The organism is Rhodococcus sp. BH5 (assembly GCF_027583855.1).
GTDB lineage: Bacteria > Actinomycetota > Actinomycetes > Mycobacteriales > Mycobacteriaceae > Rhodococcus_F > Rhodococcus_F qingshengii.
Genome location: NZ_JAJHVW010000005.1, coordinates 320,531 through 346,341 on the forward strand (window position 1 = coordinate 320,531; position 25,811 = coordinate 346,341).

Genomic DNA, 25,811 nt, shown 5'->3' on the forward strand with positions numbered 1-25,811 from the left:
GCGGATCACGCAGATCCTGACGTCGAGGGCGCCGAGGCGGCTGACGTCATTTCGATCGGTTTCTCGTGTTTGCGTCCACGAAGTCGCAGTGGGTCTTCCGTCTGCAAGGACATCGCCGCGATCACGGCAGCGACGATGGCCAGAGCCACGTGCGGGAACGTGTAGAGGCCGATCGATCCGTCCGGCTGGAACACCAGCATCAGCCAGGTGGACAGCCCGGTCAGTACGGCGAGAGTCGTCGGCGACATTGCGAAACCGGCAGCTACTGCCAGCGGCCAGGAGTAGTACCAGGGGAGTGCTGCGGGGGACAGAACGACGATGGCGACCATCACGATCACGATGCCCATGACGGCGTCGCGCTCGGTCTTGCGGTAGCGCCACCACACGACGGCGATGATCGCGATCAACACAACCGCCGAGATGGTCCGGGAGACTTCGAGGATGTCGTTGAAATGGTCGCCGGCGAACCAGGAGGTTGCCATGGTTCCGATGTGCGCCACGATCGTGGGCAGCGAGAGCCAGTTGATGATCTTTGCCGAACCGGAGAGTGCCGTCGTCCAGCCGAGGCCGACTCCGGCGATCAGTGAGGTGGATCCGAGTACCGCCACGAACACCGCGAAACCTGCGCCGGCCGTTTTGACGAACGATCGGATCGGTGACGCCGGTTCTCGCCCGGCCGCTGCGGCGTCCTCCCGCTCGTGGATCATCCAGATCCAGACTATGAAGGGAAGTGCGACGCCTGCGGTTGCCTTGATCGCGACGGCGAGCGCGATCAGCCCGATCCCGAAGAGGTGCTTGCGTTCGAGAGCGAGCGCAATGCCTGCGGCCATGAGGCCGACCATGAGCATCTCGTTGTGAACGCCGCCGATCAGGTGGATCAGGACGAGGGGATTGAGTACTGCGAGCCACAGGGCGATCGAGGTGTTTCCGCCGAGCTTCGTCGCGAGATGGGGAACGGCCCACATCATCAGGGCGAGTCCGGGGAGCATCGTGATCCGCAACAGCATCGTGCCGGCGATGACGTTCTCACCGGTCAGCCGAACGATGGCGTCGGCAAGGAGAAGGTGAACCGGACCGTACGGGGTAGTTGTCGTCGTCCACACGTTGGAGACGTTGTCGAGCAGGATTCCCGGATTGACGACGGGGCCGACGGCATACGGGTCGAAGCCGTTGCGCAACAACGCGCCTTGCGCCAGGTAGGAGTAGGCGTCACGGCTGAACATGGGCACCGCGAACAGCAGCGGAAACGTCCAGACCGGGACGACGTAGCGCAATCCGCGCAACGAGACGTCACCGCGCAGAGTCGAGCGGCCCAGTCGAACCCAGGCGGCGATCATGCACAGGACACCGATCCAGACGATGGCCGCCGACAGAATCGATCCGTGTCCGAAACGGAGCCAGGACAGATGCATCGACTCGAGCAGCGGATCTTGGCGCCGGACGCTACCGGCACCGAATCCGCCGAAAGTGATCATGACTGCGCCGAAGAAACCGAGCAGTGCACTGTGACCTTCGGGAGTCCGAAGGAAATTGGCGGCCCTTAGGTGCCACGGTCTTTCAGTGGCTGCGGCAGAGGACGTCATCGGTGCAGGTTCCTCCCCCGAGGAGATCGGTGTCGATCGGCGCATGCAGCGCCCGAGTCGGTGAATCGTGGATGAATGGTCGGTTACGAGGGGCTAGTTTAGTTGCTCGCACGAGTGCCCACCGCGCTGGCTCGCTCGCGTGTACCGGTAATACGTTCGGCGGCGAGCCGTCCGGACAGCAGAACGGTCGGTACTCCCACCCCCGGAACGGTTCCCGATCCGGCGAGAACGACGTTGTCGAAGCCGCGGGCGAGGTTCTTGCGTCGGAACGGCCCCGTCTGGGTGAAGGTGTGTGCCGCTGCGAACGGGCTACCCGCGGCCATGCCCTTCTCGAGCCAGGTCTGCGGGGTGTCGACGTGATCGATCTCGAACCCTTCGACCAGTCCCGTGTAGCCACGTTCTTGCAGCGTGAGGATGATTTCGCGCACGTAGGGCGGGCCGAGAGTCGACCAGTCGAGACTTGCACTGTCCAGATTCGGACACGGCGCGAGGACTGACAGCGGTTCACGGATTCGGCCGTCTCGCGAGAAGGCCAGGCTCGGATCGGTCTGTGCCGGTCGGGTGACGAGCAGTGACGGATCACTCATCAGTCGCCCGCGGCCGCGGCGTGCCGTGATCTCGGCGAAGGTACGCTTCCACGCCTCGCCGAAGTCGATCATGTGGTGTCGCTGCGCGGGCCATTCGTCGGCGACCGCGGAGGAAACAGTGCCGTGAATCACGACAGCGGACGGCGATGTACGCACCGGGCGCGGACGCAATCGCGTATGCGGGCGCAACAGCGAGTCCGTGACGGCCATGTCGGGAGTGAGGACGGCGGCGTCACAGTCGAAGCGCTCGCCGTCGCGTGTGTGAACGGTGTGCACGCGCCGATCGCTCACCTCGAGGCGTTCGACAGTGCGGCCGAGATGCAGAATTCCGCCGGCCTCGGTGAAGGCGTCGGCCATCGACTCGGCGATCGTGCGCATTCCGCCCTCGGGGAAGTAGACGCCGAGTGAGGTGTCCATGTGAGCGATCGCCCCGTACACCGCGAGGGCCCGAGACGGAGCAACGCCCGCATACAGCGCTTGGAAGGTGAAGATCCGCCGGAGGCGAGGGTCGCGGATCTTGCGATCCACCTGCCCGCCCAGTTTCCCGAATCCTCCCAGTGCGACGAGCCGGCTCAGATCTTTGACTGCGTCACGCGAATTGACCAGTCCGAGGGGAGAATCGAAGTCGGCGTCCATGAAGCGGTCGAATTCCGCGTCGAAGATCCGGTTCAGCCATCGCCGCAACGCACGGTATCGCTGCGCTTCTTCCGGCCCGCAGACACGGGATACCTCGGCAGCCATGTCTTCTGGATCGGCGTGGACATCGAGAGCGGTGCCGTCTGCGAATCGCGCGTGGTACGTCGGATCGAGCTTGTGCACAACGAATTTGGGGTTTGTCGAGGCTGGGTCGGCACCGACGGCGGCAAGCGCGTCTTCGACGAGTTCGGGCATCGTGAGCACCGTTGCGCCGTTGTCGATGCTGTAGTCATTGCCCTGGTAGACACCGACTCGCCCACCGACCGAGCTGTTGCTCTCGAGAATCGTGACGTCGCGGCCGGCGCCACGCAGATACAACCCCGCAGACAGTCCGGCAAGTCCCGCGCCGACGATCACGACTCGATCGGTCGGCGAGCTGACGGTTCGAGTGCGGTGCACGTGTGCCACGGTCAGTAGCTTCGCTTCGTGGCCGCGATCGCCATGTCGGTCAGGCGAGCCTTGGACTCTGCCGTTGCCGTGCTCGAGTCGAGGGCGTTCGCAGCTGCCTCGACGAGGGTGTCGATCTGCGTTTCGACGTCGGTGACGGCGCCCAGATCGGTGATCACCTGGCGCAGAGTGTCGACCTCGGTGTCGGTCAGCTGCGTGCCGATTCCGTTGCGGAGCAGTTCTGCTGCCGCCGGATCTGCGGCGTCGGCGCGGGCAAGCGCCATCGCGAACAGGACAGTTCGCTTACCGGCGATGAGATCGTCGCCCGACGGTTTGCCCGTGACGGACGGATCTCCGAAGACACCGAGCAGGTCGTCGCGAAGTTGGAAGGCGATACCGATGTCCGTGCCGAAGGACCGGTAGGCATCGACCAACTCGGCGTCCGCACCGAACAGCGCGGCGCCGAGGTGCAGTGGGCGTTCGATCGTGTACGCGGCGGTCTTGTAGCGGTTGACCCGCATGGCTGCCTCGACGGTCTCGTCGCCTCGGGCTTCGTTGCTGATGTCGAGGAATTGGCCACCGAGCACCTCGGTGCGCATTGCCGACCAGACCGGGCTGACACGTGCGGCCGCCTCGGGGCTGATCCCGGATTCTCGGATCATGTCGTCCGCCCAGGCCAAGGCCAGGTCGCCGAGAAGAATGGCGACGGCCTCGCCGAAGTGCGCGGAGTCGCCGCTCCACTCCTCGTCTCGGTGCTGGTCCTCGAATTCGACGTGAACGGTCGGGAAGCCGCGCCTGGTCGTGGATGCGTCGATGATGTCGTCGTGGACGAGCGCGCAGGCCTGCACCAGTTCGAGGGCGGCGCACGCACGAATCACCGCGTCTGCGTCCTTCCCGTTCGGGTCGCCTCCGGCGCCGAGCCATCCCGTCCAGGCGAACGACGGTCGGACGCGCTTTCCTCCGCGCAGGACGAAGGCCTCGAGGGTGCTGACGGCCTTCTCGTATCCACCGCCGATGTTCGTGACGAGTTCGCGGCGTGAAGCGAAGAAGTCGCGGAGCGCTGCTTCGAACAAACCTGGCAGTTCGAGTGAGGTCGGATGCGGTGCGGTGTTGGTCGAACTCTGTCCAACGCGCGCGGTTCCTGCGGACAGGGTGGCCTCCAAGATCGGTATGTTCTCGCGCCGGATGGTTACACGGAAGCGAGCTTGGGGCCCAGCTTAGTAGGGGCTGGAATCAACGGCGGGTCGGGCCGTGAACTGCGCGATCCTGACATTCGGGATACGCAGTACTGGGCGATGAGCTTGTTTGCAGCTGGAAAACATATGCTTGACCGGTGACATTCGATCCAGTCAGGGGCCGCTCCAGCGAGGGGTGGGCCACCCGAACACCGTCGATCGTCGATCGGATCGCTTCCTCGACAGGTAGCCGTATTCCGTTCTCGGTCGAGTTTTCGCCGCCGCGTGACGCGGACGCCGAAGCGCGCCTGTGGCGTGCGGTGCGTACCTTCGAGCGGCTCGGACCGGCGTTCGTCTCGATGACCTACGGCGCAGGTGGCTCGACGCGCGATCGTACGGTGCGTGTCACCGGCGAACTTGCCGAAGAGACGACCCTGCTGCCGGTTGCTCACCTGACTGCTGTCTCACACAGCACCGAAGAGCTTCGCGCCATGGTCGGTGCCTACGCCGATCGTGGGATCAGCAACATCCTCGTATTGCGCGGCGATCCGCCCGGCGATCCGCTCGGCGAGTGGAAGAAGCATCCCGAAGGCGTCGAGTACGCCGAGGAACTCGTGCGGATGGTCCGTGACCTGGGCGACTTCCACGTCGGCGTCGCATCGTTCCCCGAGGGGCACTACCGCGCTCCGGACTTGGCATACGACACGAAGTACCTGGTGTCGAAGTTGCGTGCCGGCGCAGAGTACTCGATCACACAGATGTTCTTCGACGTGGAGGACTACCTGCGTCTTCGTGACCGGGTGAGTGCGTACGACGCAGAACAGGGCGCCAAGCCGATCATCCCGGAGATCATGCCGGTGACGTCGCTGCGCTCGGTGCGGCGCATGCTCGAGCTCTCGGGCTCGTCGTTGCCCCCCGCTCTCGAGCGTCGATTCGACGCCGCGGCCGGAAGCGGTCCGGACGAGAACCGTGCAGCGGTCCGCGAACTCGGCATCGATCTGGCCACCGAGATGGGTGAGCGGTTGATCGCCGAAGGCGCTCCGTGCCTGCACTTCATCACGTTGAACTTTGCGCGCGCCACCAGTGAGGTCCTCGAGCGACTCGGTCTCACTCCCGACACTTCGGTCGGGACAGCACAAGCCGTCTGATCTCCGGTTGCCCCGCTCGACACCAATCGAGGGGGGCAATCGTCAGGCGCTATTTCGTGGTGTTTTTCGGATTCTTGTTGTCAGCTTGCTTGCTGGCAGGTGATTTCGTGACAGGCGTCTTCATGACCGGTGCTTTCGCGGCCGGCGCGCGCTTGATCGGTGCTCGATTGCGCGCCATCCAGGCCATCGCACCGACGACAATCGCGACACCGAGCGCCAGCCCGGCCATGATTCCTGCCCACCCGGCGAAGCTTCGGGTGCTTGGGTCCGCGTAGTTGACCTCGGCGCGCATCGTGGACACCTCGCCGGCGGGCAAGGTCCACGACACCCGGGAATCGCCGTCTCGTGTTCCGTTGGTCGTGCCGACCCGTGCCGGGAAGGCGATGCTGACCTGGACGTCGGCGCCCTGAGTCGGAACCGTCTTCAGGTCTGCCTTGCCGTCGAGCGTGACGGTGTCCCCGGATCGCTTGAGGGTGATCTGGAACGACCCGGACCCCTCGGCGTACATGGAGCCCAGTTGGGCGACGTCACCGAAGGACAAGTCGCTGAAGAACGCCTGGCTGCCGACGTACCCGTCCTTCTTGTACTCCTGAACCCGTATCTTGTCTTCCAGCGACGAAGGTGGGGTCAGCTGCGGACCCTTGTCCGCCTCGTTCGCCGGAATAGCGGCAGCTACCACCTGTCCGGTCACACGATCGTTCGCGGACACTCCCATCGACACCTGCACGCGGATGCACCCGGCAAGCAAGGGAACAAGCATGAGGGCGAGCGCGGCAACCGTCAGGAAACGTTTCCGACTGGTCGGCTTGGCGGCGGGATCGGTGGACTGTTGCACAGTGGTCATCGTGCCAGCCGTGGCGTAGCCAGTCATCGAGGCGGGGGCGTGTCGGCGGGTGAAGTTCGGCGGGTGACCTTCACGACCTGCTCGAACGACGCATCCAACGACGAGTCGCGCCCCGGCGGCTGTCCGACAGTGCGATTCGAGCCGCACTGCGACCGCTGGCTCCGGACACACCGCCACCGGGATGAGTCGATGCTCCGGTCAGATACAACCCGTCTGCTCCCGGAACACGATGGCCGGACAGTTCCGGAAGCGGTCGCCACAACATCATCTGATCGAGTGACATCTCGACGTGCATGACATTTCCGCCGATCATCCCCAATTCCGACTCGATGTCCCGGGGAGTCTGAATGAACCGGTCGAGGACGGAATCGGCGAACCCGGGTGCGAAAGCCTCCATCTCGCCGACGATCCGGTCGGCCTCCGCCTCGGCGACCGATGCCCAATCGCGATGTCCGCTGAGGCGATACGGTTGCCACTGCGACCACAGTGTCACCTGATGCCGACCGGCCGGGGCGATCGTGGGATCGATTCCGCTGAAACTCATTCCGAGAACCGCAGGGCGAGGAGGAAGTTCCCCCGCCAGTGCTGCGCCGTGTGCAGTGCGCAAGTGTGCGCGATCGGAGACGAGTAATTGCAATCCCGAGGTACTTTCCCGTGTCGTGGCGTCGCCGCGGTACGACGGAAGCGCGGATGTCGCCAGTCGAAGTACCGCGCCGATGCCGGGGCCGACCCTGATTTTCCGCCGCCAGTGATCGAGCGTGGTTCGGTCGAAGCCCCCTCGGCCCAGGAGGTCGAGCGTGGTCAGGATGTGGCACCCGGCGATTACCTTGCGAGCGTGAACTTCTCGACCGCTCTCGGTTGTGGCGGTCCAGTGACTCGAGTTTCGACGGATCGACGTCACGCCGTCACCGAGCGCGACCGTGGCGCCGTCGACAGCCATCCGGGAGGCCAACGCAGCACTCAGTGCGCCGCTTCCACCGACTGCTCGCCCTGGCGGCAAGACGTGCATGAGGGCCGCGAAGCCGACCATCGGAGCGGTTCCCGGTTCCGACATCGCAGGCCCGGACTGGGCGCCGAACCACGCAAGTGCTGCTTTGAGTGCCTCACTGTCGAAATACTCGTCGAGCAGTGCGTCGCCAGGCGCGAGGAACTGCCGAGACAGTTCGCTGTTGCCGCGTGCGGTGGCGAGACCTCCGAACGCACCGATCAGGTTCGATCCGGTGGGCGGTGCGGAAAACGCTTTCATGACATGTCGACTGCGCTCCGACCAGACCGCGACGAATCGCCGGTAGGAGTCGGCGTCCTTTGTCCCGCATGCTCGTTCGATGGACCAGCAGGTTGCGTCGAGGTCGCGGTGAAACACGATGCCCGGCCCGTCGGTGCCCGGGGCGGGCGGCGCGAACGCCCACGGGTCACAGTCGATGTAGCGCAGTCCGTGCGCGCCGAGTCCGAGTTCCTCGATGATGCCGCTGTGTCGGATCATGAGGTGTGCCGACGACCCCCGGTCCACCTTGTATCCGGGAAATCGCTCGACGGTCGAGACGGCGCCGCCGAGAACCGTGTCCTTCTCCAGAACCTCGACCGACCAACCCTCGCGTGCGAGGTAGGCGGCCGATACGAGCGCGTTGTGTCCGGAGCCGACGACGACGGCGTCGAGAAGCGCGCTCACAGCGGCAGTCCACGGCCGAGGACTGCGAACGGCCGGTTGTCGCCGGCAAAACGAAATCTGCGGAGCACGTCACGAAAGCCGAGGCGACGGTACAGCCGCCAGGCTCGGTTGTCCTCGTCGTACACCTCGGGTGTCGACAACAGAACACTGCGTTCGGGTCGATCGACGAGGAGGTGGCGCAAGAGCGATTCGCCCAACCGGTGACCTTGTCCGTTCGGATGCACGTGAAGTTCGGTGAGTTCGAAGTAGTCGCTCAGAATCGCGTCGATCTCGCTCTGGGGACGACCCGAGCGCCGAAGCCCGTGCAGTACCTGTTGATGCCACCACTGGTCCGGGCTCCCGCGATACCCGTAAGCGATCCCCACCAGCGGCAGATTTTCGTGTGACGGTTGCTGAGGAACCGCCAATGCGCCGACTGCCTTCCAGCCAGGCCGGTTCGCGTGCTCCTGCCACATCGGTGCGCGATGGAACTCGGTTCCTCGCGGATAGTCCATCGCGGTGACGTACACGGCCAGTGCCTCGTGGAGTCGACTCGCGAATTCTGCGCGATCGAGGTCGACCGTATGTGGTGTCCAGGCGATCTGCGGGTCGACCGGTCTCACCTCTTCTCTTGACGGCGTGTCGGTGGGTGCAGTTATATTGAATAGGTCGAACAGACGTTCGATGTGGGTGATCCGGAGATGCCCGAAGGGAAGCGGGCATCTCCGGCCCACCTGGTCTTGGATCCTCACGGTGCAGGAGGTGCCCCGATGTCCGAGCGTGTGAAGCCTGAACGTGTGAAGTGCCAACGAACTCTTCCTGCCGAGTTGTCGAGTCCGTCGGATGCCGCAATTTCTCGATTGCCGATGTCGGCGAGGCGGTCCTTCGGCGCGAGGGACGCCAGCGACCGCACTGCTCGAGTGGGAAAGTCCGGTGTGGCGTGGGGGCTGCTCCGGAAGGCGGATGCGCTTCTCGAGGAAGCGATTGGGGCGGGCGATCCTGCCGACCGGTTCCGGTGTGCCTACCTGGCGGCCCTACGTGGTGCCGGGGCAGTGTTGGCCGCAGCTCCTGCCGGTGCCGGCTCGAAGCGCAAGCGAAGCGGAAACGCGTGGGTTCTGATGGACGCCGCAGCGCCCGCGTTCGGAGCGTGGTCGAAGTTCTTCGCAGGGTGGTCCTCTACGCGTGCGGCCGTGGAAACCGGCGTGTCGATCGTGATCACGGACTCCGATTCCGACGCATTCTTCGCCGAGGTCGGCCGTTTTCTCACGGCGGTCGAAGATTTCATCGGTCAGGACGCGTCCGAGCATTTGCGAGCGTCGTGAACAAATGGTCCGTGTCGGCAGTTGTTTCCGGGGAATTTCCTGGTCCGCACAGGCAAATGGAGCCGAATCGGGGCCCTTCGACACGAATACGTACGCTTGTGGCGGAACTCGTACCCGGAGTTGGTGGTCCGAGACCTAAACTGCTCGTATTATGAAAACAGGTAATCGTCCAACTTGATTACCCGCCGCCTCACACCGTGGGGTGGTTGCCAAACTTCCAGTGCCGGGGGAGGTACCGTGCCACTCTCCGAGCACGAGCAGCGCATGCTCGATCAGATCGAGAGCGCTCTCTATGCCGAAGACCCCAAGTTCGCCTCCAATGTGAGGGGCGGCCGTATGCGGGCGCCGTCGAGTAGACGGCGGTTCCAAGCAGCGGCTCTATTCGTGCTGGGTCTGGTCCTGCTGATCGCGGGGGTTGCACTCCCGCTCAAGCCGGGCGGTTTTCCGATCATCAGCCTGTTCGGTTTCTTGTTCATGTTCGGCGCAGGGGTGTTGTTCCTCTGGGGTGGTGGACGTAAGTCTGCGCCGGCCGCCGACTCCGCTTCCGAAGGTGGCAATCATCCCTCCGGTCCGCCGGGTAGGGGTAGTGCCGGCGGATCCGGGCGGGGACGCGGCCGGAAGTCCGGCGGCGGATTCTCGTCGCGGATGGAAGATCGATTCAAACGCAGGTTCGAGCAGGACTAGCTCTCCCGCCCTTCTTCGGGCGTACTTCGAGAGTGATGCAGTTCGGACGTGACGCCCTCTTCAGGGCACGGACGACCACACGTGTGGCGGTCGGCAACCAAGGTTGCCGACCGCCACACGCCGTTGCTGTGGGTGTTGTACGTGTGCGCCGGCAATCCATCGAGTGAATCAGTGACGTGCGAGCGAATCACTCGCCACTCCTGCTGCCTCAGGGCATGCCCGCGGGCTTCCCCCACTTCGCTCCACTCGGCCCTCCACTTTCCTCCACCCTGGTCGAACTGCAACGCACGACCAGACCTCGTCCCGCTCACGTCTATTCGAAAACCGCGCTTGTACTGCGATTTTGTGTGGGGGAGCAACAGATCGTGGCGTAAAGTGTCGATCTGACGGCGGTGTGGGCCGGGACACGGTTGCAAATTTCCCCCACGTCTCCCCACCTGCGCTGACCTGCTATTTATCAGCAAATGATGCTGAATAGGGACCATGTGCTCCTTGTTTGTGGGGGAAAGTGGGGTACTGTGGGTTCGGGCGGAGAGCTGAAGCACGATCCGCTCGATAGGGAGGGTTTCAGCGCAAGCTCGCAGGAGGTGTCGAGTGTTCCTCGGTACCTTCACGCCGAAGCTCGACGACAAAGGTCGGCTCACGTTGCCGGCAAAGTTCCGAGACGAACTGGCAGGAGGATTGATGATCACCAAGAGTCAGGATCACAGCCTCGCCATCTACCCCCGGGACGAGTTCGTCAAGCTTGCTCGAAAGGCAGCGGCAGCTCCACGCAATGATCCGGCAGCTCGGGCGTATGTCCGTGCTCTGGCCGCCGGCACAGATGAACAGCACGCCGATGCCCAGGGGCGAATCACCCTCTCGGCTGATCATCGGCGTTACGCAAACCTGTCCAAGGAATGCGTAGTGACCGGCTCCGTCGATTACCTCGAGATCTGGGATCTAGCAGCCTGGGAGAGGTATCTCGGAGACAACGAAGAGGACTATTCGCAGGCAACAGGCGAATCTCTCAGCGAGATCGTCTAGGCGAAGAGCCCCCGGCGAATGCCGCGAGGCCTCTGCCCGGAAAGACCCTGACGCACTTCCCCAGCGCCAGGTTCTCCTTCGGGCAGGGACCTCGAAGCATTCGCCTTCTCGAACAGTCATCGCCTTCTCGGAAAGTCAGCACCTTTTCGAAAAGTCATCGGAAATCATGAAAGTAGGAGCCGGAGCAATCATGGTGGATCACGAGGTGAACGAACCCTCGGATGCCGATGGCTTCGCGCACGTCCCTGTACTTCTGCACCGCGCCGACGATCTTCTCGGCCCTGCCATCACCGCCGTCGGTGACGGTGGAGCGGGCGCATACATGATCGATGCGACGTTGGGGCTCGGTGGCCACTCCGAATTCTTCCTGGGCAAGTACCCGGGCCTTCACCTCATCGGTCTCGATCGCGACACCAACGCACTCCGGATCGCTTCCGAGCGTCTGGCGCCATTCGCGGACCGAACGACGTTCGTGCACACCACGTACGACGGGATCGAGGACGCGCTCGAACAGGCAGGTCTGCCGTCGACGGAGTCGGTTCACGCGATCCTTTTCGATCTGGGTGTGTCGTCGATGCAGTTGGACGAAGCCGACCGAGGTTTTGCGTACTCGATCGACGCTCCTCTCGACATGCGGATGGATCAGACGGTCGGGCTGACCGCGGCAGAGGTCCTGAACACCTACAGTCACGGCGACCTTGCTCGCATTCTGAGCACGTACGGCGAAGAACGGTTCGCGGGAAAGATTGCGTCCGAGATCCTTCGGCAGCGTGAGCGTGAACCCTTCACCACCAGTGCAGCTCTGGTCGAATTGCTGTACCGAACAATCCCGGCAGCCACGCGGCGTACGGGGGGACACCCGGCCAAGCGCACCTTCCAAGCGCTGCGGATCGAAGTCAATGCCGAGTTGGATTCGCTTCGTGCAGCCGTTCCTGCCGGGCTCGACGCACTGGCAGTCGGTGGGCGAGTGGTGTTCATGTCCTACCAGTCGCTCGAGGATCGAGTTGTGAAGGCGGAGTTGGTTCCCCGCTCGAAGTCCACCAGTCCTGAAGGACTACCGGTCGAGTTGCCGGGTATGGGACCGGAGTTCCGCATTCTCACCCGTGGCGCAGAACGTGCGTCAGAGCAGGAAATCGAAGAGAACCCACGATCAGCTCCGGTGCGTTTGCGTGCCGCAGAACGCATTTCCAGGAGGCGGGCATGAGTCGTCAGGGCAAATCCGGTGCAGCGCAACGTGCATACGACAAGCGCACCGCACGGGCGGCAGGCCGGACCGGAACTGTCGCTGCTGCCGGCCCGTCTATCTCTCCTCGGGCGATGCTCAAGGGGAGAGTGCCGTTCGTCGCCTCCGTCATCGGACTTCTGTCCATCGGTCTCGCGGTGACTCTGCTGCTGACCACTCGCGCTGCCGAGGATTCGTACCAACTCAGTGATGCACGTGCATACAACCAGTCTTTGGTCGAGCAGAAAGCAGCGCTCGAACGTGACTTCCAGTCGCGTAACTCGGCTCCGGAGTTGGCAAATCAGGCAAGCGCTCTCGGCATGGTCCCCGCCAAGGACCCTGCACGACTGGTAGTTCATCCGGACGGTTCGGTCGAGGTCGTCGGAACGCCGACTCCCGCGACTGCCGGAGCTATGCCTCCGCTCGATGCGCCCACATCGGTGCCCGCACCGACTGCGACACCCCCGCGCACCACAACGCCGGTTGCTCCCGGAGCCACGCCGAGCGTTCCGAATAACACGCGAAACCTCGCGCAGAGTGAACAATTGGTTCCTGTGATCCCCACGACGACAGCACCCGCCACCACGACGGCGGTGCCTGCTCCGCCTGAGGAACGTCGGTGAGTCAGAACTCCCGTAACAACCCCGGTCGGCGTCCGCGCCGCTCGGCCACCGCCTCATTTCCGTTTCGTCAGCGAGTCGGTCGTATCACCATGTGTGGTGCGCTCGCCGTTGCGGCATTGCAGCTCTTGTGGATTCAGGGAATCGACGCGCCGAGTCTGGCTGCGGAATCTGCCAATCAACGAACCACGACCCAGGTCGATCCGGCTGTACGTGGCTCGATAACCGATCGCAACGGAAACCCCCTCGCCTTCACCATGGAAGCCAAGGCGCTGACTTTCCAGCCGGTGCGGGTACGCAAGGAACTCGAGGAAGCGCGCGCCAAGAGCATCGAGCAGGGCGCCGAGGGTGACAAGCAGGCGCCGGAAGTGAGCGATCGCCTCGCCGAGATCGCCGCCGGAATCCACGCCAAGCTCGGCGATACCGTTCCGGAAAAAGATCTGCTTCAGAAGATGAACAGCAACGAGACTTTCACGTACCTCGCGCGCAGCGTGGATCCGGCGGTTGCTGCCGAGATCTCGGACAAGTTCCGGGAGGTCGGCCTCGAGCGTCAGGACATCCGCGAGTACCCCGGTGGCTCTCTGGCCGCGAATCTCGTCGGCGCGACCGGCTGGGACGGGCACGGTTTGCTCGGTCTCGAAGATTCGATGGACTCCACGCTCGCCGGAACCGATGGATCCGAAACGTATGACCGCGGTTCCGACGGCGCTGTGATCCCCGGTAGCTGGCGTGACAAGCAACCGGCAGTCAACGGTTCGGGTGTCGAGCTGACCATCGATTCGGACCTCCAGTTCTACGTTCAGCAGCAGGTCCAGATCGCCAAGGACAAGTCGGGCGCAAAGAACGCTTCGGTTGTGGTCATGGACTCCAAGACGGGACAGGTGTTGGCCATGTCCAACGACAGCACCTTCAACCCCGCAATCGGCATCGACAAGAACGCGCCGACAGCCGAAATGGGCAATCCGTCGGTCAGTACGCCGTTCGAGCCCGGATCGGTGAACAAGATCGTCACCGCAGCAGCGGCCATCGAGGACGGTAAGACAACTCCGGACGAAGTTCTGCAGGTCCCGGGCAGCATCACGATGTCCGGTGCCACAGTCAAGGACGCGTGGGATCACGGTGTGGCCCCGTACACCTCTACCGGTGTGTTCGGAAAGTCCTCGAACGTCGGCACCTTGATGCTCGCTCAGCGAGTGGGCGAGGATCGCTACGCAGACATGCTGAACAGGTTCGGCCTCGGACAACGCACCGACGTCGGACTTCCCGGCGAGAGCGCGGGCAGCGTTCCGAGTCGCGACCAGTGGTCGGGCGGAACCTTCGCGAACCTGCCGATCGGGCAGGGTCTCTCGATGACAACCCTGCAGATGACCGGGATGTACCAGGCCATTGCCAACGACGGCGTGCGAATTCCTCCGCGGATCGTGAAGTCGACTGTCGATTCTTCCGGCACGCGGACCGAGACGCCGCAGCCCGAGGGCGTCGAGGTGGTCAGCGCCCAGACAGCGGCGACCGTTCGGGACATGTTCCGGTCGGTCACTCAGGAAGACACCGGCAACCAACGAGGAACCGGTGTTGCCGCGGGCGTCGAGGGATACCAGGTCAGTGGAAAGACCGGGACCGCGCAGCAGGTGGATCCCGCGTGCAAGTGCTACTCCAACTCCAACTACTGGATCACCTTCGCGGGAATCGCGCCTGCGGACAATCCTCGATTCGTGATCGGAATCATGCTCGACGCACCGGTTCGCGGCGTGGACGGCGGCGGCGGTCAGTCGGCGGCACCGTTGTTCCACAACATCGCGTCGTGGATGCTCCAGCGTGACAGTGTCCCGATGTCGCCGGACCCCGGTCGCAAGTTGGTGTTGCAGGCGGACTGATTGCGGTGTGTCGGTTTCGACACGGTCTTCGGGTGAATCCCGGACACGGTAATCTCAAACGTCGCAGTAACCTCATTCAGCGCAGTGCGCCGAACTTTGCTTGCGTTGCGACCGCCATAGACAACGACCGCCATAGACAACGACCGCGATAGAACAACGACAATTGCCAGGAGTCGAGTGACAGTGCCGAATCGTTTGCAATCGTCGAACTCGGACGGCGCTCCCGGGACGCGTCCGACACAACCGGTTGCTACCGCGATCACGGCGCTCTCCGAACTGTCCGGGGCTCGCCTCGAATGGGTGGGGCAACCGGGATCACAGTCCTCGGAGGTCGTCGTCAAGGGCGTCGACCTGCGTGCGCAGGGAATCGTGACCGATGACCTCTTCGCCGCTCTGCCCGGTGCACGGACCCATGGCGCTCAGTTCGCCGTCGACGCTCTGGGGCGCGGTGCGACCGCGATCTTGACCGACGAGGCCGGCCTCGAACTGATCGAGGCCGCGGACAAGGCGCCTGACCGGTCCGTCCCAGTTCTCGTTCATCCGAACCCGCGGGATGTGCTCGGTGAGATCTCCGCGGAAATCTACGGCCGGCCCTCGGAGAAGATGCAGGTCGTCGGCATTACCGGTACATCGGGCAAGACCACGACGTCGTACTTGCTCGAAGCTGCGATTGCCGGAGCCGGCCGCAAGCCCGGCCTGGTCGGGACCATCGAGACTCGAATCGACGGCCGCCGGGTGCCCAGCGCTCTGACCACGCCGGAAGCTCCGCAACTGCATGCTCTGTTCGCCGTGATGGCAGAGCAGGGGATCGATACCGTCGTCATGGAGGTCTCCAGTCACGCTCTTGCTCTCGGACGCGTCGACGGCATCCGCTTCGACATCGGCGCGTTCACCAATCTTTCGCAGGACCACCTGGATTTCCATCGGGACTTCGAGGAGTACTTCCAGGCCAAGGCTCGGTTGTTCGATCCTGAGTCGACGGTGCGAGCCGAGCATGCCGTCGTCTGCGTCGACGACGTGTGGGGTCGACGGATGGCCGAGTTGGCCGCGACCGACGAGAGCGACGCGGTGACCACGGTCTCGACCTCGACGGCCGAGGCCGAGTGGACGGTCGGCGCAGTCGAGGTTGCCGAGGACGGCTCGCAGACCTTCGAGTTGGTCGGGCCGGATGGACAGTCGTGGCCAGTCTCACTTCGTCTCCCCGGGCGATACAACGTGGCCAACGCTGCGCTGGCGTTGACCGTCAGTTTTGCTGCGGGACTCGACCCGGACGCGGCTGTTCGAGCGCTCGGGACCGTGGACGTCCCGGGGCGAGTTCAGCGGATCGACCGGGGGCAGAGCTTTCTCGCCGTGGTCGACTACGCCCACAAGCCGGCAGCGCTCGAAGCCGTGATCGCCACGCTGCGCAACCAGGTTCCCGGCCGAGTGGCCGTGGTGGTCGGTGCGGGCGGTGACCGCGACGCCGGCAAACGGGCACTCATGGGTGAAGCGGGTGCGCGAGGCGCAGACCTGCTGATCGTCACCGACGACAACCCACGCACCGAGGATCCGGCGAAGATTCGCGCTTCGGTGATGCAAGGCGCCATGGACGTGCCCGAATCCGAACGCGGCGAGGTTCGCGAAGTGGGGGACCGGGCCGCCGCGATCGAGCAAGCAGTCCGGTGGGCACAGCCAGGAGATGTCGTCCTGGTGGCAGGCAAAGGCCACGAAGTAGGTCAAGAAATCGACGGGGTCAAACACCCGTTCGACGACCGCGAGGTGTTGGGCGAAATGATCGGCCGATTCGCGATCAACACAGCACATGGAGGCAAGCAATGATCCCGATGACGCTCTCTCGGATCGCCGAGATCGTCGGAGGAACCCTGCACGACGTCGACGATTCGTCGACGCAGGTGACTGGAACCGTCGAATTCGATTCGCGCAAAGTAGCTCCAGGTGGGCTCTTCCTCGCCCTACCCGGAGCGCGTGTCGACGGTCATGATCACGCGGAAGCGGCGGTGGCAGCGGGCGCTGTGGCGGTGCTCGCGGCGCGGCCGGTCGGAGTTCCGGCAATCGTCGTTCCATCGGTGCCGAACGACGGTCCCAGTGCAGTGATGCTGCTCGAACACGACACCGACGGGTCCGGAGCCGCGGTCCTGCATGCCCTCGGCCTTCTGGCCCGAGCAGTCGTCGACGAACTGGCAACTAACGGCGCACCGACCGATGGTGGACTGACGCTGGTCGGTGTCACTGGTTCTGCCGGCAAGACCTCGACCAAGGATCTGATAGCAGCGCTGCTGCGCGAGTGCGGCGAGGTGGTTGCGCCCCCCGGGTCGTTCAACAACGAATTAGGTCTGCCGTGGACAGTGCTCCGCGCCGACGAGAGGACCCGCTTCCTCGTTCTCGAGATGTCGGCCCGTGGGGTCGGTCATGTCGGCGAACTGACGAAGATCGCGCCGCCGAAGATCGGCGTAGTTCTCAATGTGGGCACTGCCCATCTCGGTGAGTTCGGTTCGCGTGAAGCGATCGCGGTCGCCAAAGGTGAACTGGTGGAAGCACTCCCGTCGGCAGCCGACGGTGGAGTTGCGGTCCTCAACGCCGACGACCGCATGGTCGCCGCAATGGCGAGTCGAACCAAGGCCCGGATCGTATTCGTCGGTCAGTCCGAAGACTGCGACGTTCGGGCGACCGACGTGGTTGTCGACGACCAGGCCAGGGCTTCCTTCACACTGAACTGTTCACAGGGTTCTGCACGTATTCGCCTGGCCGTTCACGGCGAACACCACGTGAGCAACGCCCTGGCCGCGGCGGCCGTCGCACTCGAGAACGGCCTCGCGGTTGCAGACATCGCGCGTGTCCTCGAGGGCACGAAGGCAGCGTCCGCGAGGCGGATGGAAGTCACCGAGCGCGCCGACGGCGTCACCGTCGTCAACGACAGTTACAACGCCAATCCCGATTCCATGCGAGCCGCCCTCAAAGCGTTGGTGTCCATGGCGCGATCGGATCGGCACTTCGGTCGCCGTAGCTGGGCTGTGCTCGGAGAGATGGGTGAGCTCGGACCGGAATCAGTTGTCGAGCACGACGCGATCGGTCGCCTGGCCGTCAGACTCGATGTCAGCAAGTTGATCGTCGTCGGGACGGGCCGCACCTCGCGTGCGATGCATCAAGGTGCGGTGATGGAGGGGTCGTGGGGTGACGAGTCCGTCGTCGTGCCCGACGCAGCTGCGGCAATCGCCATTCTTGAAGCGGAACTCGAACCGGGCGATCTCGTCCTGGTGAAGGCGTCCAAGTCGGTGGAACTGTGGACGGTCGCCGAAGCGATACTGGCTGCAACGCCCAACACCGACAGCGAGAACACCGACAGCGAGAACACCGATGGCGAGAACGGCGGGGATTCGCAGTGATCCAGATTCTTCTCGCCGCAGGCATCGCGCTGGCGGTCTCCATCATGCTCACGCCGATCCTGATCAAGGCGTTCTCGAAACAAGGTTTCGGGCAGGAGATCCGAACCGAAGGTCCAGCCAGTCACCAGGCCAAGCGCGGCACTCCCACGATGGGCGGCGTCGCGATCCTGACCGGAATCTGGGCCGGCTATCTCGGCTCACACCTCATCGGTCTCGGCATGGACAACGCGGAGGGACCGTCGGCGTCCGGCCTACTCGTTCTCGGTCTGACCACCGCGCTCGGTGGAGTCGGTTTCCTCGACGACTTCATCAAGATCCGCAAGCAGCGCAATCTGGGACTGAACAAGACAGCGAAGCTGGTCGGCCAGTTCGTCGCTGCCATTGCCTTCGGAATCCTGGCCCTTCAGTTCCGCGGTGACGACGGGCTGACTCCGGGCAGTGTTCATCTGTCGTACGTCCGCGACATCGCCACCGTCTCACTCGGTTCCGTGGTCTTCATCGCCTTCTGCTACCTACTGGTCAGCGCCTGGTCCAATGCCGTCAACCTGACCGACGGCCTCGACGGATTGGCCGCCGGAGCGATGAGTTTCGTTCTCGGCGCCTACGTCATCATCACGTTCTGGCAGTTCCGCTACTCGTGCGAGACGAATCCCGGTAAGGGTTGCTACGACGTCCGAGACCCGCTCGATCTCGCGGTGCTCTGCGCGGCCGGCGCCGGCGCGTGCATCGGTTTCCTCTGGTGGAATGCCGCACCCGCCAAGATCTTCATGGGCGACACCGGTTCTCTTGCCCTCGGCGGCATGCTCGCCGGATTGTCGATCACCACCAGCACGGAACTGTTGATGGTGGTCATCGGTGCACTGTTCGTCGCGGAGGCCGCGTCGGTGGTGATCCAGGTAGCGGTGTTCCGGTCCAGCCGACGGCGGGTCTTCCGAATGGCGCCGTTCCATCACCACTTCGAACTTGCCGGGTGGGCTGAAACCACGGTGATCATCAGATTCTGGTTGTTGGCAGCTATTGCGTCGGCTATCGGATTGGCACTCTTCTACAGCGAATACCTCGCAGCGCTCGGAGGCTGAAAACCATGACCAGCTCAGCGGATTCCGAGAACGACCTGTCCTGGCTCCGCGGTACGCGAGTGCTGGTCGCCGGTGGGCGGGTGTCCGGTCAAGCGACCATCGAACCTCTCGTCGCCCTCGGTGCTGTCGTGACGGTTGCCGATTCGACCTTGGACTTCGCGGAGCGCTGCGCGGAGCTCGGCGCGGGCATGGTGACCACCACCTCGATCGAGGATGCTCCGGATTCGATCACCGAGTACGGGCTCGTAGTCACCAGTCCCGGCTTTCGGCCGGATGCACCGATCCTTGCAGCCGCCGCCGGTCACGGGATTCCCATCTGGGGAGACGTCGAGTTCTCCTGGCGCGTCGACCACAGCGGGCACTTCGGCACACCGCGTAAATGGCTCGTCGTGACGGGGACGAACGGAAAGACCACGACGACGTCGATGCTGGCCTCGATTCTCGACGCCGCCGGAGTTGTCGGCCGAGCCTGCGGAAACATCGGGCTGCCGATACTCGACGCACTCGCCGAGACGTCGCCGCGCGTGGAGTACCTCGCTGTCGAACTGTCGTCCTTCCAATTGCACTGGGCGCCTTCGGTGCGTCCGGATGCCGGCGTGGTCCTCAACGTCGCCGAGGATCACCTCGACTGGCACGGCGGAATGAGCGCGTACGCCGAGGCCAAGTCGCGGGCGCTGAGCGGAAAGGTCGCGGTGGTCGGCCTCGATGACGCGATCGCTTCCGAACTGGGAACTCGCGCAACTGCAGACATTGTCACCGGGTTCAGATTGGGTGAACCGGGCGAAGGAGAACTGGGTGTCGAAGCGGGACACCTCGTGGACAACGCATTCGGCGATCACGTCCGCTTGGCCGAAGCAGCGTCGATAGATCCCGCCGGCCCGGCAGGCGTCATGGACGCGCTGGCCGCCGCCGCCTTGGCGCGGGCACTCGGATTCGAGGCAGACGTCGTCGAACGCGGTCTGGCCGCACACAAGGTCGGCCCACACCGAGGGGCGCTGGTCGGCCGTGTCGGGTCCGTTGTGTACATCGACGACTCCAAGGCCACCAATCCGCACGCAGCCAGACCGTCGATACTCGCGCACGATCGCGTCGTCTGGGTTGCAGGCGGTCTGCTCAAGGGAGCCAGCGTCGACCAATTGGTGAGCGAAGTCGGCCCTCGACTCTCCGGCGCTGTCCTTCTCGGGCGTGACGCTGGTGTGATCGAGGACGCGCTCGCGCGACACGCGCCCGATGTTCCCGTGGTGCACGTGATGTCGGGGGACGATGCAGTGGTGAGCGAAAACAGCAGCAACTCGACTCTCACCATCCGGCTGCCGTCGGGTGCCGACGCGGATGCCGTCATGGCCGCAGTGGTAGTCGAAGCTGCCGAGTTGGCGTCCCCCGGTGATGCAGTTGTACTCGCCCCGGCCGCCGCGTCCTTGGACATGTTCGCCAGCTACGGACATCGTGGTGACAGCTTCGCCGCCGCCGTAGCCGCATTACCCGATCCGTTCACGGATTCGCCTGGCCAAGCCGGGAACTTGCGATGACCAAGGGTCCCAAGACCCGAATCGGTGCCTGGTTGGCGCGGCCGTTGGCGTCGTTCCACCTGGTGGTGACGATTGCCACGATGTTGACTGTCTTGGGGCTCGTGATGGTTCTGTCGGCGTCGAGCGTCGAGCAGTACGTGTCCGGTGGCTCGGCGTATTCGTTGTTCACCCAACAGTTGATCTTCGCGATTCTCGGAGCTGTGCTCTTTTACGTCGCGCTGCGGATCCCGGCGAGAGTGCTCCGGCAGTATTCGTTTCCGCTGTTCGTCGTCGTGCTGATCATGCTGGTACTCGTCCTGATTCCGGGAATCGGCACAGAAGCGCAGGGCGCGCGTCGCTGGTTCAACGTCGGCGGGTTCTCGGTGCAGCCCTCGGAAATCATGAAGGTCGCGTTGGCGATCTGGGGCGCCCATCTGTTGGCTTCGCGGCGGCCGGACGACCGATCCGTGAAGTCGATCCTGATTCCGCTCGTGCCCGCAGCAATGCTGGTCTTCGCGCTGGTCGTCGCGCAACCGAACCTCAGTACGACCATCGCATTGGGAATCATCGTCGGGGCCCTGCTGTGGTTCGGTGGGCTGCCACTGAAGCTCTTCGGCTCGATCGCGGTGACGGGCGTCGTCGTGGCGGGCGTGCTGGCGATGACGGCCGGTTATCGTTCCGATCGAGTTCAAGCCTTCTTCAACAAGAGCGACGACCTGCAGGGCAACAACTATCAGGCCAAGCAGGCTTTGTATTCGCTCGCCGACGGGGGCTTTTTCGGACGCGGACTCGGTCAGAGCGTCGCCAAGTGGAACTACCTACCCAACGCGCACAACGACTTCATCTTCGCGATCATCGGCGAAGAGTTGGGATTTGTCGGCTGCGCAGTGGTGATCGGTTTGTTCGCTGTATTCGTCTACACGGGATTGCGGATCGCAGCCCGCAGCATCGATCCGTTCTGGCGGCTCCTGTCGGCCACCGCAACTACCTGGATCGTCGGCCAGGCAATGATCAACATCGGTTACGTCATCGGACTGCTGCCGGTGACCGGACTCCAGTTGCCCTTGGTCTCCGCCGGCGGTTCGTCCTTGGCGATCACGCTGTTCATGTTCGGTGTCATCGCCAATGCAGCGCGCCACGAGCCCGAAGCAGTTGCCGCTCTGAACTCCGGGCAGGACGGCAAGATCTCGAAGTTGCTCAGACTGCCGAAGCCCGTGCTGTACCACCCGCCGTCAGGGGGCCGGCCTATCCGTCGACCGAAGCCCGCACGACAGATCGAACCGGCACGCGGACGCGACGGCCGGCGCGCGATCGAGCCGGGCGATCGACGCAAGCGGGCAGATCAAGGCGCTCGCCCTTCCTCGGATTCCAACCGAGGTGCGGCCGCTGGGTCACGGAAGCGCACCGCGGGAGGGCAGAATGGTCAGCGTCGGCAGGCGCCGACACGTAGGGCACAAGATCCACGAGAAGTTCGAGAGCGAGGAATTCGTAGGTGAGCGGCAACAAATCGGCTCTGTCGGTAGTGGTGGCAGGGGGAGGCACGGCTGGTCACATCGAACCCGCACTTGCGGTCGCGGACGCGGTCAAGGCCGCTGCGCCCGACACCAGAATCACTGCGCTCGGGACGGCGCGTGGTCTCGAAACCACCTTGGTGCCGGCTCGCGGGTACACGCTCGAGCTCATTCCCCCGGTTCCGCTTCCTCGTAAGCCCACGATGGATCTCGTCAAACTGCCGACACGCATCCTCGCCTCGGTGCGCAAGACCCGCGAGGTACTCGATTCCGTCGACGCCGACGTGATCGTCGGTTTCGGTGGTTACGTCGCGCTTCCGGCGTATCTTGCCGCACGTGGTGGTGTTCTTCGGCGCCGCCGCAAGATTCCGATCGTCATCCACGAGGCGAACGCCAGTGCCGGCATCGCGAACAAGATCGGTGCTCGCCTGGCGACGCGGGTGCTTGCTGCTGTTCCGGGTTCCGGAGTGAAGAACCGCGGCGATCAGGACGCCGAGATCGTTGGCATTCCGGTCCGGGCGTCGATCGCCAATTTCGATCGAGCGGGACTCCGCTCGCAAGCTCGCGAGTACTTCGGACTACCTCAGGACGGTCCCGTTCTGCTCGTCTTCGGCGGATCGCAAGGCGCGAAGTCGCTCAATGACGCGGTGTCCGGAGCAGCGGAAGAACTGGCGAAGGCCGGGATCTCGGTCCTTCACGCACACGGACCCAAGAACTCTCTCGAAGTCACGCAGTACTCGGAGACGGCACCGTATGTGGCTGTTCCTTATCTTTCGCGGATGGATCTCGCGTATGCCGCAGCCGACGCGACTATCTGTCGTTCGGGCGCGATGACGGTCGCCGAGGTCTCGGCGGTCGGGCTTCCGGCCGTCTACGTTCCGTTGCCGCACGGCAATGGTGAGCAGGAACTCAACGCGAAACCCGTTGTCGCAGCGGGCGGTGCGATCATCGTCTCCGACAACGAGCTCACGCCGACGTTCGTCGCCGGTACCGTCGTCCCGATGCTGAGCGACAGCGCGCGCCTCGACAAGATGAGCAGTGGTGCTGCCAACGTCGGGCACCGCACCGCGGCAACCGAGATCGCACGGATCGTGCTCGACATCGCGGCAAAGGAAAACGCCGTCCAGGAAAACGCAAGGGGAAACCGATGACCGCGCTGCCCGCCCACCTCGAGCGAGTACACATGGTCGGAATCGGCGGTGCCGGTATGTCCGGCATCGCGCGAATTCTGCTTTCCCGCGGGGGCCTTGTCTCGGGTTCGGACGCCAAGGAGAGCCGAGGAGTCCTGGCGCTCCGTGCACGCGGGGCGCAGGTCCGGATCGGCCACGACGCCGATGCTCTCGATCTGCTGCCGGGTGGTCCGACCGTCGTCGTGACGACGCACGCGGCTATCCCGAAGGACAACCCGGAACTCGTCGAGGCCGCTCGCCGCGGAATCCCGGTGATTCTTCGGCCGGCTGTCCTTGCATCTCTGATGCAGGGCAATCGCACGTTCCTGGTTTCGGGTACACACGGCAAGACGTCGACGACCTCGATGCTCGTGGTCGCCCTGCAGCACTGTGGTTTCGACCCTTCGTTTGCCGTTGGCGGCGAACTCAACGAAGCGGGAACGAATGCCCATCACGGCAGCGGTGACGTCTTTGTCGCCGAGGCGGACGAGAGTGACGGGTCGCTGCTGCAGTACGACCCCAACGTGATCGTCGTGACCAACATCGAGGCCGATCACCTCGACTATTTCGGCAGCGTCGAAGCGTATGTGAAGGTGTTCGACGATTTTGTCGACAAGTTGCGTCCGGGTGGGCTCTTGATTGCTTGCCTCGACGACCCGGGATCGGCGGATCTCGCGAAGCGAATCGTGGCCTCGGGCCGTTCGGACATCCGGGTACTCGGTTACGGATCGGCAGACGCGCAGGAAGTGGAGGCGGGCACCGCCTTCGAGCCTGTCGACGGTGTCGAGGTCGGAGTCCGACTACTGGGCTTCCATGCGCACGACGTCGGGGGAGTCCTGCAGTTCCACCTGGCGGGCGAGAGCGCCGCGCGAACCGTGCGGATGGCAGTGCCGGGTCGTCACATGGCGCTCAACGCACTTGCGGCTCTACTGGCTGCCCGTGACGCCGGCGCCGAGACGGAGGAGATCGTCGAGGGGCTCGCCGGATTCGGTGGCGTACACCGCCGGTTCCAGTTCACCGGCCGCGAGCGTGGTGTCCGGGTGTTCGACGACTACGCCCACCATCCGACCGAAGTTCGTGCGGTTCTCGGCGCGGCGGCGGATCTGGTTCGACCGGAGGACGATTCGTCGTCGACCAATTCGGCAGCCGGACGCGTGATCGTGGTCTTCCAACCTCATCTCTATTCACGCACCGCCGCGTTTGCCGAGGAGTTCGCGCAGGCGCTGGACTTGGCCGACGAGGTTGTCGTTCTCGATGTCTACGGCGCTCGCGAAGAGCCGATGCCGGGCGTCAGTGGTGCGCTGGTCGCTCAGTCGGTCACGAAACCTGTTCACTATCAACCGGATCTGTCACAGGCGCCGAAGCAGGTGGCGGCGTTGGCTCACCCCGGCGACATCGTCATCACGATGGGTGCCGGTGACGTGACCATGCTCGGCAAACAGATCCTCGATGCTTTGCGTTCGGCGCCGCATCCCGCGCCGCGATGACACCCGACGCACGAAGTCGGCGCGGGCGTCGAGATCCTCGAGCCAGACAAGCCACCAGTACGCGTCGGCGCAGTACTCGCACCGAATCGCGATACTCGACGCGGTCGACGGAGCCGGCTCCCGAACCCACACCGACTCGTAAGTGGTTCAAGCGACCGCTGATCGTGGCACCGCTGGCAATCGTGCTGGTGGTGGGAATTGCGTTGACGGCTTGGTTGTCTCCGGTGCTCTCGGTCCGGGGCACCGAAGTTCTCGGTGCGACGACCGTCAGTGAGGAACAGATCCTTTCGCTCCTGGCCGTACCGACCGGTCAGCCGTTGATGCGGGTAGACACCGGCGCCGCCGCCGCACGTGTGGCGACGATTCCGAAGGTGGCCTCGGCTCGTGTGCAGCGGATGTATCCGTCGACTATCCGCGTCACCGTCACCGAACGGGTACCGGTCGTTTTCGTCGACTCACCCGAGGGTGCACACCTGCTGGACGAGAAGGGCGTCGACTTCGAGATGGGCGTCCCGCCGCCCGGGGTTCCGCGTCTGGTGACACCGACGCCCGGGTGGAACGACGAGCCCACGCTTGCCGCGCTCGAGGTGTTGTCGGTGTTGCCGCCGGATCTGAGATTTCAGGTGGGAGAGGTTGCCGCTCGGTCGATTTCGAGTGTCACGCTGACTCTGCTCGACGGTCGCGTCGTAAACTGGGGCGGTGTCGAGCACTCGGATCGTAAGGCTGCTGTGACGCTTCCGCTGTTGACCCAACCGGGGCAGACGTACGACGTGTCCAGTCCTGATCTGCCGACGGTGCGATAGCGCCCGGTGCAGCCGTGCGTCAGTGCGCAGCAAATACTTCGGTGTGTCTCGGCGC

The 25,811-nt window shown here is 64.1% G+C and carries 22 protein-coding genes; 15 read left to right on the plus strand and 7 right to left on the minus strand.

The genetic code is table 11. The annotated features are described in order from the left end of the window. Window positions 1-5: 5 nt before the first annotated feature. From RhoBH5_RS15600 to RhoBH5_RS15610, 3 genes are all read right to left on the minus strand, one after another. Window positions 6-1,583 (minus strand): alpha-(1->6)-mannopyranosyltransferase A, encoded by a 1,578-nt coding sequence (locus RhoBH5_RS15600; protein ID WP_003941737.1) that lies wholly within the window; start codon window positions 1,581-1,583, stop codon window positions 6-8. A 98-nt stretch (window positions 1,584-1,681) separates the two neighbouring features. Next, complete coding sequence (gene crtI / locus RhoBH5_RS15605; RefSeq protein WP_030537040.1) at window positions 1,682-3,274, minus strand: phytoene desaturase family protein; 1,593 nt, start codon at window positions 3,272-3,274, stop codon at window positions 1,682-1,684. A gap of 2 nt (window positions 3,275-3,276) precedes the next feature. After that, window positions 3,277-4,416 (minus strand): polyprenyl synthetase family protein, encoded by a 1,140-nt coding sequence (locus tag RhoBH5_RS15610; RefSeq protein ID WP_080961139.1) that lies wholly within the window; start codon window positions 4,414-4,416, stop codon window positions 3,277-3,279. A gap of 170 nt (window positions 4,417-4,586) precedes the next feature. On the opposite strand from RhoBH5_RS15610, the gene RhoBH5_RS15615 reads away from it, so the two are divergent. Further along, on the plus strand, window positions 4,587-5,576 hold the full coding sequence (locus tag RhoBH5_RS15615; protein ID WP_003941803.1) for a methylenetetrahydrofolate reductase: 990 nt from the start codon (window positions 4,587-4,589) through the stop codon (window positions 5,574-5,576). Window positions 5,577-5,625: 49 nt separating this feature from the next. Here the strand turns inward: RhoBH5_RS15615 and RhoBH5_RS15620 are convergent, their stop codons facing one another. The 3 genes from RhoBH5_RS15620 to RhoBH5_RS15630 all read right to left on the minus strand — a co-directional run bounded on the left by RhoBH5_RS15620 (window position 5,626) and on the right by RhoBH5_RS15630 (window position 8,691). Beyond that, entirely contained in the window at window positions 5,626-6,420 is a 795-nt protein-coding gene (locus RhoBH5_RS15620) for an LppM family (lipo)protein (RefSeq protein ID WP_064444269.1), read from the minus strand. Window positions 6,421-6,490: 70 nt separating this feature from the next. Continuing rightward, complete coding sequence (locus RhoBH5_RS15625) at window positions 6,491-8,089, minus strand: phytoene desaturase family protein (protein WP_042452826.1); 1,599 nt, start codon at window positions 8,087-8,089, stop codon at window positions 6,491-6,493. After that, a complete protein-coding gene (locus tag RhoBH5_RS15630; protein ID WP_003941672.1) occupies window positions 8,086-8,691 on the minus strand; it encodes a GNAT family N-acetyltransferase in 606 nt (201 codons plus the stop codon). Before RhoBH5_RS15630 ends, RhoBH5_RS15625 begins: the two co-directional genes overlap by 4 nt. Before the next feature lie 147 nt (window positions 8,692-8,838). Here RhoBH5_RS15630 and RhoBH5_RS15635 point away from each other — a divergent pair, with 147 nt between their 5' ends. Both RhoBH5_RS15635 and RhoBH5_RS15640 read left to right on the plus strand, forming a co-directional pair. Then, complete coding sequence (locus tag RhoBH5_RS15635; protein WP_223304500.1) at window positions 8,839-9,390, plus strand: SAV_6107 family HEPN domain-containing protein; 552 nt, start codon at window positions 8,839-8,841, stop codon at window positions 9,388-9,390. Window positions 9,391-9,627: 237 nt separating this feature from the next. Beyond that, the gene (locus RhoBH5_RS15640; RefSeq protein ID WP_003941660.1) at window positions 9,628-10,074 is read left to right on the plus strand and encodes a DUF3040 domain-containing protein; all 447 of its coding nucleotides are present in this window, start codon (window positions 9,628-9,630) and stop codon (window positions 10,072-10,074) included. Here the strand turns inward: RhoBH5_RS15640 and RhoBH5_RS15645 are convergent. Next, window positions 10,071-10,265: a hypothetical protein gene (locus RhoBH5_RS15645; protein WP_003941749.1), complete on the minus strand. Its 195-nt coding sequence runs from the start codon at window positions 10,263-10,265 to the stop codon at window positions 10,071-10,073. The two genes, RhoBH5_RS15640 and RhoBH5_RS15645, sit on opposite strands and share 4 nt — an antisense overlap. 403 nt (window positions 10,266-10,668) lie before the next feature. Between RhoBH5_RS15645 and mraZ the strand changes: the two genes are divergently transcribed. The 12 genes from mraZ to RhoBH5_RS15705 all read left to right on the plus strand — a co-directional run bounded on the left by mraZ (window position 10,669) and on the right by RhoBH5_RS15705 (window position 25,756). Then, on the plus strand, window positions 10,669-11,100 hold the full coding sequence (gene mraZ / locus RhoBH5_RS15650) for a division/cell wall cluster transcriptional repressor MraZ (RefSeq protein ID WP_003941779.1): 432 nt from the start codon (window positions 10,669-10,671) through the stop codon (window positions 11,098-11,100). Window positions 11,101-11,290: 190 nt separating this feature from the next. Further along, entirely contained in the window at window positions 11,291-12,304 is a 1,014-nt protein-coding gene (rsmH, locus tag RhoBH5_RS15655; RefSeq protein ID WP_007730079.1) for a 16S rRNA (cytosine(1402)-N(4))-methyltransferase RsmH, read from the plus strand. After that, entirely contained in the window at window positions 12,301-12,945 is a 645-nt protein-coding gene (locus tag RhoBH5_RS15660) for a hypothetical protein (protein ID WP_003941715.1), read from the plus strand. Before rsmH ends, RhoBH5_RS15660 begins: the two co-directional genes overlap by 4 nt. Beyond that, window positions 12,942-14,816, plus strand: coding sequence for a peptidoglycan D,D-transpeptidase FtsI family protein (locus RhoBH5_RS15665; RefSeq protein ID WP_003941764.1), 1,875 nt, complete (start codon window positions 12,942-12,944; stop codon window positions 14,814-14,816). The genes RhoBH5_RS15660 and RhoBH5_RS15665 overlap by 4 nt, the downstream gene beginning before the upstream one ends. Window positions 14,817-14,999: 183 nt before the next feature. Next, window positions 15,000-16,634 (plus strand): UDP-N-acetylmuramoyl-L-alanyl-D-glutamate--2,6-diaminopimelate ligase, encoded by a 1,635-nt coding sequence (locus RhoBH5_RS15670; RefSeq protein ID WP_042921840.1) that lies wholly within the window; start codon window positions 15,000-15,002, stop codon window positions 16,632-16,634. Further along, window positions 16,631-18,199, plus strand: a complete 1,569-nt coding sequence (locus RhoBH5_RS15675) for a UDP-N-acetylmuramoyl-tripeptide--D-alanyl-D-alanine ligase (protein ID WP_050655309.1) — start codon at window positions 16,631-16,633, stop codon at window positions 18,197-18,199. Before RhoBH5_RS15670 ends, RhoBH5_RS15675 begins: the two co-directional genes overlap by 4 nt. Next, on the plus strand, window positions 18,196-19,278 hold the full coding sequence (gene mraY / locus RhoBH5_RS15680; RefSeq protein WP_003941699.1) for a phospho-N-acetylmuramoyl-pentapeptide-transferase: 1,083 nt from the start codon (window positions 18,196-18,198) through the stop codon (window positions 19,276-19,278). Before RhoBH5_RS15675 ends, mraY begins: the two co-directional genes overlap by 4 nt. Window positions 19,279-19,283: 5 nt before the next feature. Beyond that, a complete protein-coding gene (murD, locus tag RhoBH5_RS15685) occupies window positions 19,284-20,807 on the plus strand; it encodes a UDP-N-acetylmuramoyl-L-alanine--D-glutamate ligase (RefSeq protein ID WP_270008494.1) in 1,524 nt (507 codons plus the stop codon). Next, window positions 20,804-22,282 carry a putative lipid II flippase FtsW gene (gene ftsW, locus RhoBH5_RS15690; protein ID WP_270008495.1) on the plus strand — a complete coding sequence of 493 codons (1,479 nt, stop codon included), beginning with the start codon at window positions 20,804-20,806 and terminating at the stop codon, window positions 22,280-22,282. The genes murD and ftsW overlap by 4 nt, the downstream gene beginning before the upstream one ends. Next, window positions 22,279-23,448 carry an undecaprenyldiphospho-muramoylpentapeptide beta-N-acetylglucosaminyltransferase gene (gene murG, locus RhoBH5_RS15695; protein ID WP_003941767.1) on the plus strand — a complete coding sequence of 390 codons (1,170 nt, stop codon included), beginning with the start codon at window positions 22,279-22,281 and terminating at the stop codon, window positions 23,446-23,448. Before ftsW ends, murG begins: the two co-directional genes overlap by 4 nt. Continuing rightward, a complete protein-coding gene (murC, locus tag RhoBH5_RS15700; protein WP_030537033.1) occupies window positions 23,445-24,953 on the plus strand; it encodes a UDP-N-acetylmuramate--L-alanine ligase in 1,509 nt (502 codons plus the stop codon). Before murG ends, murC begins: the two co-directional genes overlap by 4 nt. A gap of 164 nt (window positions 24,954-25,117) precedes the next feature. Beyond that, window positions 25,118-25,756, plus strand: a complete 639-nt coding sequence (locus RhoBH5_RS15705; RefSeq protein WP_007733212.1) for a cell division protein FtsQ/DivIB — start codon at window positions 25,118-25,120, stop codon at window positions 25,754-25,756. Window positions 25,757-25,811 lie beyond the last annotated feature (55 nt).

Bases quoted from the DNA above. Each gene is read 5' to 3' on its own strand.
- RhoBH5_RS15600 (WP_003941737.1), bottom strand. From the start codon at position 1,583: ATGACGTCCTCTGCCGCAGCCACTGAAAGACCGTGGCACCTAAGGGCC.
- RhoBH5_RS15620 (WP_064444269.1), bottom strand. From the start codon at position 6,420: ATGACCACTGTGCAACAGTCCACCGATCCCGCCGCCAAGCCGACCAGT.
- RhoBH5_RS15635 (WP_223304500.1), top strand. From the start codon at position 8,839: ATGTCCGAGCGTGTGAAGCCTGAACGTGTGAAGTGCCAACGAACTCTT.
- rsmH (WP_007730079.1), top strand. From the start codon at position 11,291: ATGGTGGATCACGAGGTGAACGAACCCTCGGATGCCGATGGCTTCGCG.
- RhoBH5_RS15660 (WP_003941715.1), top strand. From the start codon at position 12,301: ATGAGTCGTCAGGGCAAATCCGGTGCAGCGCAACGTGCATACGACAAG.
- RhoBH5_RS15675 (WP_050655309.1), top strand. From the start codon at position 16,631: ATGATCCCGATGACGCTCTCTCGGATCGCCGAGATCGTCGGAGGAACC.
- murD (WP_270008494.1), top strand. From the start codon at position 19,284: ATGACCAGCTCAGCGGATTCCGAGAACGACCTGTCCTGGCTCCGCGGT.
- ftsW (WP_270008495.1), top strand. From the start codon at position 20,804: ATGACCAAGGGTCCCAAGACCCGAATCGGTGCCTGGTTGGCGCGGCCG.
- murC (WP_030537033.1), top strand. From the start codon at position 23,445: ATGACCGCGCTGCCCGCCCACCTCGAGCGAGTACACATGGTCGGAATC.